At 72.2% G+C, this 16,600-nt stretch carries 11 protein-coding genes, 2 tRNA genes and 1 other RNA gene; 11 read left to right on the top strand and 3 right to left on the bottom strand.

What is annotated here, in order from left to right:
- Positions 1-181 precede the first annotated feature (181 nt).
- The 4 genes from ACIA8X_RS40650 (at position 182) to ACIA8X_RS40665 (ending at position 4,204) form a co-directional block, all read left to right on the top strand.
- The gene (locus ACIA8X_RS40650; RefSeq protein ID WP_393456194.1) at positions 182-931 is read left to right on the top strand and encodes an SDR family oxidoreductase; all 750 of its coding nucleotides are present in this window, start codon (positions 182-184) and stop codon (positions 929-931) included.
- A gap of 99 nt (positions 932-1,030) precedes the next feature.
- On the top strand, positions 1,031-1,870 hold the full coding sequence (locus ACIA8X_RS40655) for a helix-turn-helix transcriptional regulator (RefSeq protein WP_393456196.1): 840 nt from the start codon (positions 1,031-1,033) through the stop codon (positions 1,868-1,870).
- A 47-nt stretch (positions 1,871-1,917) separates the two neighbouring features.
- Entirely contained in the window at positions 1,918-2,556 is a 639-nt protein-coding gene (locus ACIA8X_RS40660; protein WP_393456199.1) for a TetR/AcrR family transcriptional regulator, read from the top strand.
- A 124-nt stretch (positions 2,557-2,680) separates the two neighbouring features.
- On the top strand, positions 2,681-4,204 hold the full coding sequence (locus tag ACIA8X_RS40665; RefSeq protein WP_393456350.1) for a CocE/NonD family hydrolase: 1,524 nt from the start codon (positions 2,681-2,683) through the stop codon (positions 4,202-4,204).
- 41 nt (positions 4,205-4,245) lie between these two features.
- Here ACIA8X_RS40665 and ACIA8X_RS40670 read toward each other — a convergent pair whose 3' ends face one another.
- Positions 4,246-4,932, bottom strand: coding sequence for a TetR/AcrR family transcriptional regulator (locus ACIA8X_RS40670; RefSeq protein WP_393456202.1), 687 nt, complete (start codon positions 4,930-4,932; stop codon positions 4,246-4,248).
- Positions 4,933-5,010: 78 nt separating this feature from the next.
- On the opposite strand from ACIA8X_RS40670, the gene ACIA8X_RS40675 reads away from it, so the two are divergent.
- A complete protein-coding gene (locus ACIA8X_RS40675; RefSeq protein WP_393456205.1) occupies positions 5,011-6,420 on the top strand; it encodes an FAD-binding oxidoreductase in 1,410 nt (469 codons plus the stop codon).
- Between the two features lie 129 nt (positions 6,421-6,549).
- Here the strand turns inward: ACIA8X_RS40675 and ACIA8X_RS40680 are convergent.
- A tRNA-Ser gene (locus tag ACIA8X_RS40680) sits at positions 6,550-6,637 on the bottom strand.
- A gap of 73 nt (positions 6,638-6,710) precedes the next feature.
- Here ACIA8X_RS40680 and ffs point away from each other — a divergent pair.
- The 6 genes from ffs to ACIA8X_RS40710 all read left to right on the top strand — a co-directional run bounded on the left by ffs (position 6,711) and on the right by ACIA8X_RS40710 (position 16,436).
- Positions 6,711-6,807: signal recognition particle sRNA small type (gene ffs, locus ACIA8X_RS40685), an RNA gene on the top strand.
- Between the two features lie 123 nt (positions 6,808-6,930).
- On the top strand, positions 6,931-9,336 hold the full coding sequence (locus tag ACIA8X_RS40690) for a DNA polymerase III subunit gamma and tau (protein ID WP_393456208.1): 2,406 nt from the start codon (positions 6,931-6,933) through the stop codon (positions 9,334-9,336).
- Between the two features lie 244 nt (positions 9,337-9,580).
- The gene (purD, locus tag ACIA8X_RS40695; RefSeq protein WP_393456211.1) at positions 9,581-10,834 is read left to right on the top strand and encodes a phosphoribosylamine--glycine ligase; all 1,254 of its coding nucleotides are present in this window, start codon (positions 9,581-9,583) and stop codon (positions 10,832-10,834) included.
- A 370-nt stretch (positions 10,835-11,204) separates the two neighbouring features.
- The gene (locus ACIA8X_RS40700; RefSeq protein ID WP_393456214.1) at positions 11,205-13,700 is read left to right on the top strand and encodes a hypothetical protein; all 2,496 of its coding nucleotides are present in this window, start codon (positions 11,205-11,207) and stop codon (positions 13,698-13,700) included.
- A gap of 262 nt (positions 13,701-13,962) precedes the next feature.
- The gene (locus ACIA8X_RS40705; protein ID WP_393456217.1) at positions 13,963-15,453 is read left to right on the top strand and encodes a N,N-dimethylformamidase beta subunit family domain-containing protein; all 1,491 of its coding nucleotides are present in this window, start codon (positions 13,963-13,965) and stop codon (positions 15,451-15,453) included.
- Between the two features lie 83 nt (positions 15,454-15,536).
- Positions 15,537-16,436: a phosphoribosylaminoimidazolesuccinocarboxamide synthase gene (locus tag ACIA8X_RS40710; RefSeq protein WP_393456220.1), complete on the top strand. Its 900-nt coding sequence runs from the start codon at positions 15,537-15,539 to the stop codon at positions 16,434-16,436.
- A gap of 72 nt (positions 16,437-16,508) precedes the next feature.
- On the opposite strand, the gene ACIA8X_RS40715 is transcribed toward ACIA8X_RS40710, so the two are convergent.
- Positions 16,509-16,584 (bottom strand) — tRNA-Gly (locus ACIA8X_RS40715).
- Between the last annotated feature and the right edge of the window lie 16 nt (positions 16,585-16,600).

A 16,600-nucleotide genomic window follows, 5' to 3' on the forward strand; every position in this document is an offset into this window, starting at 1 on the left:
CCTTCGGCTCTCCTGGGCCGGCGCGACAGCCCGGCGACCCGGCATCCCGGCATCCCGGCCTCCACCAGGCAGAGACCGCCGATCCATGGATAAACCTTCCTCTCCCGGCCGTGCGCGGACGCTCCTACGGTCGAGGCTGCGGGCGCTCACCGGCCCGCGACCTGCGAAGGAGAGAGATCCCATGAAGATGACCGGCAACACGATCCTGATCACCGGCGGCACCTCGGGCATCGGGCTCGGCCTGGCCCTGCGCCTGCACGAGGCCGGCAACAAGGTGATCGTCGCGGGCCGGCGCAAGGACCTGCTCGACGAGATCACGGCCGGGAACCCGGGCATCAACGCGCTCGTCCTCGACGTCACGGACCCCGACTCGATTGCCCGGGCCCGCGAAACGGTGGCGTCCGCCCACCCGGAGCTGAACGTCCTGGTCAACAACGCCGGCATCATGCTGCGGGAGAACCTCCTCGACCCGGCGTCGCTCCCGGTCGCCGAGGATCACGTCACGGTCAACCTGCTCGGCACGATCCGGATGACGTACGCCTTCCTGCCGCTGCTGGTGGGCAAGGCCGACGCGGCCGTCATCAACGTCACCTCCGCGCTGGCGTTCGTCCCGCTGCCGATCACCCCCACCTACAACGCGACCAAGGCCGCGCTGCACTCCTTCTCCGAGAGCCTGCGCGTGCAGCTCGCCGGCGCCGACGCCGGCGTCCAGGTGATCGAGGTGGCCCCGCCCGGCGTGCGTACGACCCTGCTGGGCCAGCAGGACGACGAGAACTCCATGCCGCTGGACGACTTCCTCACCGAGACCCTCGACCTCCTGCGCGAGCAGCCCGACGCGAAGGAGCTTGTCGTGGAGCGCGCCCGCTTCGTCCGCGACGCGGAGGCCAACGGCTCCTACGACAACGTCCTCGCCATGCTCAGCGGCGTCTGAGTGGGGCTGGAGCTCTGATGGTCATATGGCGAGGGGCCGGTTCATCCATGGATTGGCGGTCTCTGGATAGCCGGTCGGGATGCGGCGAGGATGTCGGGCATGGACAAGAAGGAACTGGCGGAATTCCTGCGCCGGCGGCGTGAGACGTTGCGACCCCGCGACGTCGGGCTGATCGAGGGGCCGCGCAGGCGTACCCAAGGGCTGCGCCGCGAGGAGGTCGCCCAGCTCGCCGGCATGTCCACCGACTACTACGCCCGCCTGGAACAGCAGCGCGCCCCGCAGCCGTCCCTCCAGATCACCACCGCCCTCGCCCGGGCCCTACGCCTGACCCTGGACGAACGCGACCATCTCTTTGCCCTCATCGGCCACAACGCCCCGGCCCGCTTCCAGCGCTCCGAGCACGTCAGCCCGACGCTGATGCGCGTCCTGGACCGCCTGGACGACTCACCGGCCCTGGTGCTGACCGACATGGCCGACACCCTCGCGATGAACCCGCTGGCCATCGCCCTGCTCGGCGACCAGACGCGTCACACGGGCCTGGCCCGCAGCGCCTACTACCGCTGGTTCATGGACCCCGCCGAACGCCTGGTGTACCCCGAGGAAGACCATGAACGCCACGGTCGCGCCCAGGCGGCCCGCCTACGGGTCGCTCTGACAGCCGGCAGCGACATCCCCCGGGCCTCCCGGATCCTCGCCGAACTCCAGGAACACAGCCCGGAGTTCGGCGTTCTGTGGGAACTCCAGGAGGTCGCCCAGCGCTACGACGAGGGCAAGACCATCCTCCATCCCGACCTCGGCCGCATCGACGTCGACGGCCAGGTCCTGTTCACCGAGAACCGCGCCCAGACCCTGGTGGTGCTGACCACCCGCCCCGGCACGGAGAGCCACAGCAAGCTGGAACTGCTCTCCGTCATAGGGCACCAGCAGCTCACCCCCTGACTATTTGACACTCGCCTATTTATTAACACCTGTATATTATCGCTGGCGTGCAGCCTGAATCTCCCGGACCACCGCGCAGTCAGGACCGCCGTGCGCTTCGCTCACGGGCCGCCCTGATGACCGCTGCCGTACGACTGGTGTCCGAGCGTGGCACCACCGCCATCCCGGTCACCGACCTCACCGAGGCCGCGGATGTCAGCCGGCAGGTGCTCTATCTGCAGTTCGGTGACCGGGACGTACTGCTCGTGGAGGCGGCCGCCGACCTGGTCAGACGGGAACTCCTCGCCGAGACCGAGACCAAGGCCGAGGCCGAGGCCGATGACGGCGGTGACGCCTTCGCGGGAGTTCTGGCGATGGCACGGCACTTCGCGGCGCACCGGTCCTTCTACCGCGCGATGCTCACCGGTTCCTGCGCGTTCGCCATGACCAGGACGCTGAACGGCCTGTTCAGCTCCGCCAACGAGAAGACCGTACGGCAGCTGTTCGGCGAGCTGGACGAGCAGGCGGCGCGTGATCTGGCGGCGTTCGTCGCGGGCGGCACCGGTGCGGTGGTCAACGACTGGCTGATCGACGGCGCCGACCCCCTCGACCCCCTCGACCCCGAGGAGCTGGCGCGGCGCCTGCTCCGGCTCGCCCCTGCGCTCACCGGCCGCAGCCGTACTTCCCCCGCCGGAGGCCCCGAGTGACACGGCTGAGCAGCCGGCTCGTCCAGCGCATGCTGCGCCTGCCCCCGCCCCTGACCAGGGATCTGACCGTCGAACGCGATCTGCGCGTCCCCATGCGCGACGGAGCCGCGCTGCTGGCCGACCGCTGGGCCCCGAAAGCCGGCGGCCACGGCCTGCCGACCGCGCTCGTCCGTATCCCCTACGGCAGGGCGGGCATGATCGCGGCGCAGTTGGTCCGGCCGCCGAGCGCGGCTTCCAGGTGCTCGTCCAGAGCACCCGCGGCACCTTCGGCTCCGGCGGCGGCTTCGACCCGCTGCGGTGCGAGCGCGAGGACGGCCTGGACACCCTGGACTGGCTGGTCGAGCAGCCCTGGTGCGGCGAGGCGGTCGTGCTGTACGGCGGCAGCTACCTCGGCTTCGCCCAGTGGGCGGTGGCCGACGCCGTACCCCCGCAGGTCAAGGCCATGATCCCGGCGGTGTCGGAATCCGCCTTCACCCGGGAGTTCCTCCGCACGGAGTCCTTCTCGCTGGAGGCAACGCTCGGCTGGGGCCTCCAAGTCGCCGACCAGGAACGCCGGTTCGCGCTGCTGCACCAGCTGCGCCGGCTGCGGAAGGAACGGCGCGCCTGGTACACCCTGCCCCTCGGACAGGCGGACACCGCGGCGACCGGCCGCCGTTCCGACTACTTCCAGGACGTCCTGGCTCATGACGCCGCGTCGCCGTACTGGCAGGTCCTCGACCACAGCAAGAGGTTCGCCGACATCACGGTCCCGGTCAGCACGGTCGGCGGCTGGTTCGACATCTTCCTGCCCGGCCAGATCCGCGACTTCCGCACCCTGCGGGAGGCCGGACGGACCGCCCGGCTCACCGTCGGCCCCTGGGCGCACATCTCCATGGGCGTGGGACAGGTGGCGGCGGCCGAAGCCCTCGACTTCGCACTGCCGTACGCCCGCGGCCAACAGCCGTCCGACCGCGCACCGGTCCGCCTGTTCGTGATGGGCGAGGAGAAATGGCGCGACTTCCCGTCCTGGCCGCCGCCCGGCTACGAACCGCGCCGTTTCCACCTCCAGCCGGACGGCGGCCTCTCCACCGAGACACCCCCTGAATCGCCCCCCGACGGCTACCGCTACGACCCGGCCGACCCCACCCCGGCCGTCGGCGGCGTCCGCATGGCCGTCGGCGTGAAATCGGGTCGCGCGGACAACACCGCACTCGAAGCCCGCCCCGATGTCGTCACGTACACAACTCCCGTACTGGACAAGGACGTCGAGGTGATCGGCGAGGTCGGCGCCGAGATCTACTTCCGCTCCAGCCTGCCGTACGCCGACGTCTTCGTCCGCCTCTGCGACGTGGACGAGCAGGGACGGTCCACCAATGTGTGCGACGGCCTGACCGGCCTCACCGATGCCGATGCCGATGCCGATGCCGACGCCGGCGCCGACGAGACGTCGAAGGCGGACGTACGGCTGTGGCCGACGGCGTACCGCTTCAAGCGAGGCCACCGCATCCGCGTCCAGGTCTCCAGCGGCGCCTTCCCCCGCTACAACCGCAACACCGGCACCGGCGAGCCCCGCGCCACCGCCACCACCCTGCGCGCCGCCGACCAGCAGGTCTTCCACGATCCCGCCCGCCCCTCGGCGGTCGTCCTTCCGGTACGAGAGGTGCGCTGACCGCCGCCGTAGGTAGCCCTTGTCCTACCCCGGCAGGACCGTCACAGGCCGTACATGGTCCGGAAGAATTGGTCGATCTCCCGGCGGCCGGGGGCGGGTTGGGCCAGCCTCTCGGAGCCGGGCGCGCGTAGCCCGTCGAGGAGAACGCCGACATACCGGTCGGTCAGGTCCCCCGTGGGGCCGTCATCCCGGCCGTAGTCCTGGCCGCCATCCCCTGGATCGGTCAGGCGCGGCGGGATCGAGTTGAGCATCAGTACGACGTCGTAGGCGGTCACGTCGTCGCGCATGGCTCCCACACGCTGGGTCCGGGCCACCAGCTCTTCCAGTGCGGTCAGCAACTGTGTGCGGATGTCGGCCAGTTCGGGGCTCGGTTCCTTGGCGCGCCCCCGGGACACGGGGAAGAGCTGGCTGCTGCGCAGGCTCACCATGTGGCGCACCACCCGGGTGAACGCGGTCCACGTGGCCGGTTCCTCGGCCGAGGCGCGCCGCACCTCGGTCACGCTCTCCCGCATCACCTTGATCGCGATGCGCTCCACCAGGGCGGTCTTGTTCGGGAAGTGCCGGTAGATGGTGCCCATGCCCAGGCCGGAGCGACGGGCGACCTCCGCGATCGACGCCTGGTAGCCGAGGTCGGCGAAGACGTCCTGGGCGATCTGGAGGATCTGCTCGACGTTCTGCCGGGCGTCGGCGCGCAGCGGACGGTCGGCGGGGGGTGTGGACGGGCTCATGGGCCTCCGATGTTAGCCTCCGACCTAACCGGAAATTGAATTTCCGGTTAGCCGTGTGACCCCTGAGGAGGCCCCACCATGACCGTTTCCGCAGATCCCCATGCGGACTTCCCCGCCGACTTCCGTGGCGCCGTGCTGCGGCCCGACGACGGCGACCGGTACGACGCCGCCCGCGCCCTGTACCAGGGCCGGGCCGCCGACGAGGGGCCCGCGCTGATCGCGCGGTGCGCCGACGAGGACGATGTCGCGGCCGTCCTGAAGTACGCCTCGGTCCACGGCATCCCGGTGGCGGTGCGCGGCGGCGGGCACGGCTCGGACGGGTACGCCATGCCCGGCGGAGCGCTGGTCGTCGACCTCTCGGCGATGAAGGCGATCACCGTCGACCCCGAGACGCGGGTCGTGCGGGCCCAACCGGGCGTTCTCCTGGGCGAGTTGGACGCCGCCGCACAGGGGCACGGGCTCGCCGTGCCCGCCGGTACGGTCAGCAGCACCGGCGTCGCCGGGCTCACGCTGGGCGGCGGCATCGGCCACCTGATGCGCCGCTTCGGCGCGACCGTCGACAACCTCCTGGCCTGCGAGATGGTCACCGTGGACGGCCGCAAGGTCCGCGCGGACGAGGCCGAGAACCCCGAGCTGTTCTGGGCACTGCGCGGCGGGGGCGGCAACTTCGGGGTCGTCACCGCCTTCGAGTACCGCGCGCGCCCGCTCGGGCCCGATGTCGTCGCCGGCCAGCTGATCTTCCCCTTCGACCAGGCCGCCGACGTACTCGCCAAGCTCCCCGCACACATGGCCACCGCGCCGCGCGAGCTGGGCCTGCTGGCCGCGATCGCCCCGGCGCCCGCCCTGCCGGCGCTGCCGCCGGAGGCGCACGGCAGGCCGGTGCTGGTCCTCCTCCCCGTCTTCACCGGGGACCCGGCGACCGCGGACGAGGTCATCGAGCCCCTCGCCGCACTCGGCCGTCCGGTGGCCAACCTGGTCACGAAGACGCCGTGGCTACGCGCGAACAGCATGCTCGACGCCGTGGCACCGTACGGCAAGCGCATGAACCTGCGCGGCGGCTACCTCCCCGCCCTGTCCACCGACGCCATCGACACCCTGCTGCACCACGCGGCCACCGCGCCGTCGAACCCCGGCGCGGCCAACGTCATCAACCTGTGGTGCATGGGCGGCGCGATATCCGAGGACGTCGCCGAGGACGCCACCGCCTTCTCCCGCGAGGGCGCCGCCTGGCTGTGGGAAGCCGTCAGCATGTGGGACGCCCCCGACCACGACACGCAGTACGCGGCATCGGCGCAGCACATCACCGAGGCGATGCGCCCCCACACCCTCACCGCCGGCTACACCAACCTCACCGACGACCAGGGCGAGAACTGGCGCCGCGGCGTCCACGGCACCGAGGCCAAGCACCAGCGACTGCGGTCGGCCAAGGCCACCTGGGACCCGGACAACCTGCTCCGCTTCAACAAGAACATCCCGCCCCAGGCCTGACCGGGCCGCGTCAGCAACCCGACATAGCGCCCCACGTACACCTTTCGCATCACGGCAACTGACCCCACACACGTCGAAGGGCCCCACCGCGAACGGTGGGGCCCTTCGACATCGTGCCCGGTGAGGCACTGGCGGAGGATACGAGATTCGAACTCGTGAGGGGTTGCCCCCAACACGCTTTCCAAGCGTGCGCCCTAGGCCTCTAGGCGAATCCTCCGCCGGAAACATTACATGACGCTGGAGGGTGCTAGCGAACTCGTTCGGGCCCCCGGCGATCGGGTAAGCTGGGGTTCAGCCCCTCACGCGGCGCTATCTGACTGAACTCCCCCAGGGCCGGAAGGCAGCAAGGGTAGGTTGGCTCTGGCGGGTGCGTGGGGGGTCTTGCGTTTCCCGGATGTCCCGGCGCGACTACGACGTGCCTCATGTCTCGCCCAGTGGGCATCCCGGCATCCCGGCATCCCGGCATCCGGCCGGTCCGCGTTGTCAGTGGGCGCCTATAACCTCGTATGCGTGTCGTCTCTCGCGCTGTACCGCCGCTATCGCCCGGAGTCGTTCGCCGAGGTCATCGGGCAGGAGCATGTAACCGACCCGCTGCAGCAGGCGCTGCGCAACAACCGGGTCAATCACGCGTACCTGTTCAGCGGTCCGCGCGGATGCGGCAAGACGACCAGCGCGCGGATCCTGGCGCGGTGTCTGAACTGCGAGCAGGGGCCCACGCCGACCCCGTGCGGGGAGTGCCAGTCCTGCCAGGACCTGGCGCGCAACGGGCCCGGTTCCATCGACGTCATCGAGATCGACGCGGCATCTCACGGTGGTGTGGACGACGCCCGTGAGCTGCGAGAGAAGGCCTTCTTCGGGCCCGCAGGCAGCCGGTACAAGATCTACATCATCGACGAGGCCCACATGGTCACGTCGGCCGGCTTCAACGCGCTGCTGAAGGTCGTCGAGGAGCCGCCCGAGCACCTGAAGTTCATCTTCGCCACGACCGAGCCCGAGAAGGTCATCGGCACCATCCGGTCGCGGACCCATCACTACCCCTTCCGGCTCGTCCCGCCGGGCACTTTGCGGGACTACCTCGCCGACGTCTGCGGCCGCGAGAACATCCCCGTCGAGGAGGGCGTCCTGCCGCTCGTCGTGCGCTCGGGCGCGGGATCAGTGCGTGACTCCATGTCCGTCATGGACCAGCTGCTCGCCGGAGCGCGGGAGGAGGGTGTGACGTATGCCATGGCCACCTCTCTCCTCGGGTACACCGACGGGTCGCTCCTCGACTCCGTCGTCGAAGCCTTCGCCACCGGTGACGGTGCCGCCGCCTTCGAGGTCGTGGACCGCATCATCGAGGGCGGCAACGACCCGCGTCGCTTCGTCGCCGACCTACTGGAGCGACTGCGGGACCTGGTGATCCTGGCCGCCGTGCCGGACGCGGTCGACAAGGGGCTCATCGACGCCCCGGCCGACGTCCTGGAGCGCATGCAGGCCCAGGCCGGCACCTTCGGCGCCGCCGAGCTGAGCCGCGCCGCCGACCTCGTCAACGACGGGCTGACCGAGATGCGGGGGGCCACCTCGCCGCGCCTCCAGCTGGAACTGATCTGCGCGCGCGTGCTGCTCCCGGCTGCCTATGGGGACGAGCGTTCCGTCATGGCCCGGCTCGACCGGCTGGAGCGGGGCGTCAACTTCTCCGCGGGCGCCGGCATGCCCGCCATGGGGTACGCGCCCGGTCCCGACGCCCACGGTGGGATGGCCGCGGCGCCCGTTCCGCCGGGTGGCGGCGCTGCCGCGGCCCGCGCGGCCGTACGGGCTTCGGGGGCGCCCGGCGCCGGACCGGGTGCCGCCGGCATGGGCGGTCCGGGCGGCGAGGGTACGGCCGCTGCCGCCGGTGCGGCTCCGGCGGGCCAGGGCGCCCCCATGGGCCCGCCCGCCTCCGCGCCCCCTGCTCCCGCCCCCGCGCCCCAGAGCGCCCAGCAGCCTCAGCCGCCCCAAGCCCCGCCCACCCCGGCGCCCGCACCCACCCCGGAACCCACCCCGGCTCCCGCCGCCGCACCCCCCTCCGCTCCCTCCGCCTCCGCCCCCGGCGCCTGGCCCACCGCAGCCCCCGCAGGCGGCGGCCGACGCCCCGGCGGCTGGCCCACGGCAACCCCGGCGGGCGGCGGCGCCCAGCCCCCGGCGGCCCCCGCGAGCGGGCCCTCCGCGCCGACACCGCCGCCCGCGGCACCCACGCCCGCTCCCGCTGCGGGCGCGGCCCCCGCCGCCTACGCACCACCCCCGAGCGGCGGCCCGGACCCCCGCATGCTCTGGCCGAACATCCTGGAGGCGGTCAAGAACCGTCGCCGCTTCACCTGGATCCTGCTCAGCCAGAACGCCCACGTGGCCGGCTTCGACGGCACCACCCTCCAACTCGGCTTCGTCAACGCCGGCGCGCGCGACAACTTCGCGAGCAGCGGCAGCGAGGACGTGCTGAAGCAGTCGCTGGCCGAGCAGTTCAACGTCCAGTGGAAGATCGAGGCGATCATCGACCCGTCCGGCGGAGGCTCGACGCCCCCGCCGACCGGCGGCTCCTCCGGGTTCGGCGGGGGCGGAGGCGGCGGCTACGGCGGAGGCGCTGCCGGTGGTTACGGCGGTGGCGGCAACAGCGGCTACGGCGGTGGCGGTACGACCGCCCAGCGCCCGGCCCCTCCCCAGTCGGCGCCCACGGCCCCCACCCCACCTCCGACGGCCTCGGCGACTCCGGCCGCCCCGACCGCTGCCCCCACCCCGGCACCCCAGCCTTCCGCCGCCCCCGAGCCGCCGGTCCATGTCGCCCCCGAGGACGACATCCCGGAGGACGACGACCCCGACCTCAACGAGTCGGCGCTGTCCGGCCACGACCTGATCGTGCGGGAGCTGGGGGCGACGGTGGTGGAGGAGATCATGAACGAGTAGCGGGACCTGACGAGTAGCGGGATCTAGCGAGTAGTGGGACCTTCGGGCGCCGGCCCAGGCAATCCAGCCCGTCCGGCATTTGAGGCCGAGGCCGAGGCCCCTTCAGGGCCGACGCGGGGGTCCGGGGTCTGCAAGCCCCCAGGGACGGCAACTCCAACGCCGCACGCCGGTTTGGAGGAACGTACAGGTCGCCAACCCCCCGCCCCTCATCGCCCCGCACAAAAACCCCGTTAGGCTGACCCCTGTGAAGGTCCTCGTCATCGGTAGCGGCGCCCGCGAACACGCCCTGTGTCACTCCCTGTCCCTCGACCCCGACGTCAGCGCGCTGCACTGCGCCCCCGGCAACGCCGGCATCGCCGAGGTCGCCGAGCTGCACCAGGTCGACGCCCTGGACGGCACGGCCGTAACCGCGCTGGCCACTCGGCTCGACGCCGACCTCGTGGTCGTAGGGCCGGAGGCGCCGCTCGTCGCCGGGGTCTCCGACGCCGTGCGCGAGGCGGGTATCCCGGTCTTCGGTCCCTCCGGGGAGGCCGCGCAGATCGAGGGCTCCAAGGCCTTCGCCAAGGATGTGATGGCGGCGGCCGGCGTCCCGACGGCCCGCTCCTACGTCTGCACCACGCCCGCCGAGGTCGACGAGGCCCTCGACGCCTTCGGTGCCCCGTACGTCGTCAAGGACGACGGCCTCGCCGCCGGCAAGGGCGTCGTCGTGACCGCCGACATCGATAAGGCCAGGGCGCACGCCAACTCCTGCGAGCGCGTCGTCATCGAGGAGTACCTCGACGGCCCCGAGGTCTCCCTCTTCGCCATCACCGACGGCGAGACGGTCGTCCCGCTCCAGCCCGCCCAGGACTTCAAGCGGGCGCTCGACGGCGACGAGGGCCCGAACACCGGCGGCATGGGCGCGTACTCCCCGCTGCCGTGGGCGGACCCGAAGCTGGTCGCGGAGGTCATGGAGACCGTCCTGCAGCCGACCGTCGACGAGATGCACCGTCGCGGCACGCCCTTCTCCGGCCTGCTCTACGCCGGTCTCGCGATCACCTCCCGCGGCGTACGGGTCATCGAGTTCAACGCCCGTTTCGGCGACCCCGAGACCCAGGTCGTCCTCGCCCGCCTGAAGACCCCGCTGGCCGGCGTCCTGCTGGCCGCCGCCAAGGGCGACCTCGCCCACCTGGCGCCGCTGCGCTGGAGCGAGGACGCCGCGGTCACCGTGGTCGTCGCCTCCCACAACTACCCCGGCACCCCGCGCACCGGCGACCCGATCACCGGCCTCGACGAGGTGGCCGCCGAGGACGCCCCGCACGCCTACGTCCTGCACGCGGGCACCAAGTACGACGGCGACGTGGTGGTGAGCGCCGGCGGCCGCGTCCTGTCCGTCACGGCGACCGGCAAGGACCTCACCAAGGCCCGCGACCGCGCGTACAAGGCCGTGGCCCGCATCAAGCTCGACGGCTCCCAGCACCGTACGGACATCGCGGCGAAGGCGGCGGCGGGCGCGTAAGGCAGGCGGCGGCAGGCGCGTAATCACGCGCCCCCACGCGCCCTCGAACCCTCACGCCCCCTCGAACCCCCACCCCCGATAAACCCCGCAGGCCCCGAATCCGTCTCAGGATTCGGGGCCTGTTCCCTGCCGGGACCAGGGGCCTGATCCTCGCTGTCCGTCATCCACCTTTCCCCAAAGCCATTCCATCGAGTGACCGATGCCCCATCCGGCTGACGTGGGTCGACGCCCCAACTAGGGTGCGGCGCAAGCGTTCCGGCACTTGGCCCACCGGCATTGCGATGTCAGTGGCGGGTGCCACAGTGGGGGAGTGAGCAAAGCCAGGACAGTTCGGACAGCCAGGGCACCACGGAGGGGGTGAGGTCCGGCCGTGACCGGTATCGGTGTGGAGGTGGGCGCGCAGGCAGCGCGTGCCCGTGCCCTCGCCGTGCTGCGCATCCGCAGCCGCGCGCTCGCCGTGGCCCTGTTGCCCGCGGCGTTCGCCGTGGTGCTGCTCGCCGGCGCATCCACCAGCCACCTCGTCGGCCCGGGCTGGCACGCCGCCCGCTGGGTGGTGACCCCCGTCGCCGTCCTCGTCCTGCTCGCCGCCGCGGTCATCGCCCTGGTCGTCGCCCGCTCCCGCCCCGCCGTCAGCCCGACGGTCCCGATAGCCGAGGAGCAGGCCCCGGACCTGTACCGGATGGTGCGCGACCTCGCCGACCGCCTCGACGTCCCCGCTCCGTCCGCGATAGCGCTCACCCCGGACTGCGACAGCTGGCTGGAGGACCGCACCCACCCGTCCCACGGCCCGCCGCCGCCCGAGGACCGCGAGGAGAACGGTCTCAACGGCCTGCGCGGCGGCGCCGGGCGCGGCGCCCACCGCCGTACGCCCGTCGCGCCCGTCCTCGTCATCGGCTCCCCGTTCCTGTGGTGGATGCGCGTCGGCGAACTGCGCGCGGTCCTCGCCCCGGTCGTCGCCGGTACGGGTCCCTCGGCGCACCCGGACATAGCCCAGGCCCGGCGCTTCGTCCGGGGCCTGGACGCCGCCGTGGCCGTCGCCTCGACGAGCGGCCGCTGCCCGGGATCCCGGGCGGTGTGCGCGGGGCTCGGCTGGGTCGCGCGGCTGCTGTTGCGCAGTTGCCGGGACCACGCCACCGAGATGGAGCGGGGCGTGGCCGCCGCGGCCGCCGAGCGTGCACAGGCTGTGGATTACGGCCTGCGGATCGTCGCCCAGGAGCAGGTCGGGCTGGCGTACGCGGGCTGGGACCGCCTGCTCACCCGGGTCGCGCTGCCCGCCTGGCGGATGGGCCGTTGGCCGTCCCGGCTGGACGCGGGCGTCGTCGCCGCGCTCACCGAGCTGTCCCGCCGGGACCGGCTGGCCGAGGGCTTTGCCTCCCGGCTGGGCGAGCGCCCCGCCTGTGACCTGCTCGAAGAGCCCGGCGCGGTCGACGAGGCCACCTCACTCCTCGCCGCCCGCCTCTTCCACGGCGGTCCCGCCGAGCCCGGCCCGGACTGGTCCCCGGTGGGCTGGCAGGAGTACCCGGAGGAGGTCGTCGACCGCAAATGGCGTACGGACGCGGCCCGCCTCCACCGAGTCCTCGACGCCCTCGGCGTCCGCCGCACCACCGACGGCACACCCCCGTCGACGGACGGCCCGACCCTGGCCCGCGTCCTGGACCACCTCGCGACCCCACCGGCAGCACCCACAGCCACCGGTCCCACCGCTGCCCTTGGCGCAAGTGGCATCTCCGGCACCCCCGGCAGCCAGGGCATCTCCGGCGCCCCGGAAGCCCACGTCACCCGGGGCGCAAACGGCATCCCTGGCTCCCTGGGCACTCTCGGCACCCCGGATGCCCATGGCATCCCCGGCTCCCCGGACACCTCCGGCACCCCCGGGAGCCAGGGCATCTCCGGCACCCCCGGCAGCCAGGGCATCTCCGGCGCCCCGGAAGCCCACGTCACCCAGGGCGCAAACGGCATCCCTGGCTCCCCGGGCGCTCTCGGCACCCCCGGCAGCCAGGGCATCTCCGGCGCCCCGGAAGCCCACGTCACCCAGGGCGTAAACGGCATCCCCGGCGCCCCCGGCACCCATGGCATCCCCGACTCCCCGGGTACTCTCGGCACCCCGGATGCCCATGGCATCCCCGGCTCCCCGGATGCCCATGGCATCCCCGGCTCCCCGGATGCCCATGGCATCCCCGGCTCCCCGGACACCCTCGGCTCCCCGGATGCCCTCGGCTCCCCGGATGCCCTCGGCACCCCGGACACCCACGCCCCCCAGGGCGCCTACGGCACCCAGGACACCCCCGTCCAGCCCTCAGAACCCTCAGAACCCGCCGAGACCCCCCAGGCCGCCAACGCCCCCAAAACCCCCGTCGCCCCCAAAACCCCCGCCGCCCCCGAGACCCCCGTCACCCCCCAGGAGTCCACGCCCGCAGAAATCTCGGACACCCCCCTAGACGACGACCCGCACTACGACGAAGACCAGGAAACCGAACGAAGCTCCGCCCTCGCCGCCGGCCTGACCGCCGAACTCGCCCGCGAGGAAGCCGCGGCCCCCGCGGAGCAGCACGCATCCCCCGCCCCCGGCGGCACCCTCCTGGACATCGGCGCGCTCCCCCTCTTCCCGCTTCAACCACCCCGCACCGCCCGCGAGTTGCTCACCGACCACGTGACGGCGATGGTGTGCTGCGCCGCGATGGACACCGCCGGTGCGGCCCCCGGCCTGGACTGGCTCGACGGCCCCACCCTCCTCATCGACGGCGAGCGTGCGGCCGATCTGACCCCGAGGGTCCTCAGCCTCATCGAGGACGGCGACCCGGCGCCCCTGCGCGCCTGGCTGGTGGACTCGGGGATACGCCCGGAGAAGCCGGTACGCCTGGTCTGACGGCCGAATCAGGGCCGGCCCGACGGCCGAAGCAAGCCGGAGGCCCCGGTTCCACTTTCGGCCAATTCGCAACGAATAGTGACAGGATGCGTGCGGAATGTGATGTGCTGGGATCGATAGCGCATATGGCAAGGGCTTACGACATACGACAGACACACAAACGCCCACGCCACGCGGCAAGAACCGCAAGCGCGCACAGCGCCCGCACCACACACGCAACGCTCAAGGCAGCACCACGGGGGCACGAGGGAGGGGTACGGCCATGGGATCCGAGCAGATCCGTCGCTGGGAGTCGGGAGCACTCGCGCACGCCGTGACGGACCCCTTCGGTCAGGGACCCGTCCCCTGGCTGCGCGGCAACGTGACGTACTTCGACGACACCGGCCAGGTCGTCCCCTGGTACCTCGACGGCCAGGCCCACCCCCCGACCTCGGACACGCCCAGGGTCCCGGCCCCCCGAAGCGCCGGCCCGCGCTCCGCCGACGACGTACGCCGCCAGATCAAGGGCTTCACCTCGACCGGCGCGGTCGCCCCCGGCGAGGCCGTCGACTTCCACATCACCGTCGACCCGCCGCAGGAGTTCAGCGTCGACATCTACCGCATCGGCCACTACGGCGGTGACGGCGCCGCCAAGATCACCACCAGCCCCCGCCTCTCCGGCATCGTCCAGCCCCCGCCGCTCACCGCGGACCGCACGGTCTCCTGCCACCACTGGTGGCTGTCCTGGCGCCTGCAGGTCCCGAGCTACTGGAGCATCGGCGCATACGTGGCCGTCCTCACCACCGTCGACGGCTACCGCTCCCACGTCCCCTTCACCGTCCGCGACAAGCACCCCGCGGACCTGCTGCTGCTCCTCCCCGACGTCACCTGGCAGGCCTACAACCTCTACCCCGAGGACGGCCACACCGGCGCCAGTCTCTACCACGCCTGGGACGAGGACGGCCGTCTGCTGGGCGAGACCGAGGCCGCCACCACCGTCTCCTTCGACCGCCCCTACGCGGGCGCGGGCCTCCCCCTGCACGTCGGCCACGCTTATGACTTCATCCGCTGGGCCGAGCGCTACGGCTACGACATCGCCTACGCCGACGCCCGCGACCTGCACGGCGGCCACGTCGACCCCACCCGCTACCGCGGCCTGGTCTTCCCCGGCCACGACGAGTACTGGTCGACGAGCATGCGCCGCACCGTCGAGCTGGCCCGCGAGAACGGCACGTCCCTCGTCTTCCTCTCCGCCAACTCCATGTACTGGCAGGTCGAGTTGGGTCCCTCCCCGTCCGGCGTCCCGGACCGCCTGCTCACCTGCCGCAAGCGCAGGGGCCCCGGCCGCCCGGTGCTGTGGCGGGAGATCGACCGCCCCGAGCAGGAGGTGATCGGTATCCAGTACGCCGGCCAGGTCCCCGAGCCCCACCCCCTGATCGTCCGCAACGCCGACCACTGGCTGTGGGAGGCGACCGGCGCCCACGAGGGCGACGAGATCGCCGGCCTGGTCGCGGGGGAGGCCGACCGCTACTTCCCGCGCACCCCGCTGCCCGAGCACGAGGAGCGCATCCTGCTCGCCCACTCCCCGTACACCGACCGCGAAGGCGCCCTCCGCCACCAGGAGACGTCCCTCTACCGCGCCCCTTCCGGCGCCCTGGTCTTCGCGTCCGGAACCTTCGCCTGGTCCCCGGCGCTGGACCGCCCGGGCCACGTCGACGCCCGCGTCCAGCGCGCCACCGCGAACCTCCTGGACCGCATCTGCAAGCGTGACTGAGCTCACCCATCACACCCCCAGTCCAAGGTCAGCGGCCCATACGGGACAATCAGACTCGTTGGACAGAACCACGGGGAGGAACCGTGTCCGGATTCGTAGAAAAGCCCGAGCCGATCCAGGTTCCGGGTTTGGTACACCTGCACACCGGCAAGGTGCGCGAGCTGTACCAGAACGAGGCGGGCGACCTCGTGATGGTCGCCAGTGACCGTATGTCCGCCTTCGACTGGGTGCTGCCGACCGAGATCCCCGACAAGGGCCGCATCCTCACCCAGCTCTCCCTGTGGTGGTTCGACCAGCTCGCCGACCTGGTCCCCAACCACGTGCTGGGCACCGACGTGCCGGCCGGCGCCCCCGCCGACTGGGCGGGCCGCACCCTCGTCTGCAAGTCGCTGAAGATGATCCCGGTCGAGGCCGTGGCCCGCGGCTACCTCACCGGCTCCGGCCTGCTGGAGTACGACGACTCCCGCACCGTCTGCGGCCTCGCCCTCCCCGAGGGCCTGGTCGACGGCAGCGAACTGCCCGCCCCGATCTTCACCCCGGCCACCAAGGCCGCGGTCGGCGAGCACGACGAGAACGTCTCCTACGAGGAGGTCGCCCGCCAGGTCGGCGCCGACACCGCCGCCAGGCTGCGCCAGGCCACCCTCGCCGTCTACTCCCGCGGCCGGGACATCGCCCGCGACCGCGGCATCATCCTCGCGGACACCAAGTTCGAGTTCGGCTTCGACGGGGAGACGCTGGTCATCGCCGACGAGGTCCTCACCCCGGACTCCTCCCGCTTCTGGCCGGCCGACACCTGGGAGCCGGGCCGCGCGCAGCCGTCGTACGACAAGCAGTACGTCCGCGACTGGCTGACCTCGCCGGCGTCCGGCTGGGACAGGAAGAGCGAGCAGCCCCCGCCGCCGCTGCCGCAGGACGTCGTGGACGCGACCCGGGCGAAGTACGTGGAGGCGTACGAGCGCCTGACGGGCACGAGCTGGAGCTGACCGCACGCCGCCGCCCCCGGCGAAATCCGGGGGCAATGCGAAAGCCCCCGGCGAGAACCGGGGGCTTCGAACTGGAGCGAACGACGAGGTTCGAACTCGCGACCTCAACCTTGGCAAGGTTGCGCTCTACCAACTGAGCTACGTTCGCATGCGCCGTGGCGCGA

The sequence above is a fragment of the Streptomyces sp. NPDC051738 genome (assembly GCF_044453205.1).
In the GTDB taxonomy this organism is placed as follows: Bacteria; Actinomycetota; Actinomycetes; order Streptomycetales; family Streptomycetaceae; genus Streptomyces.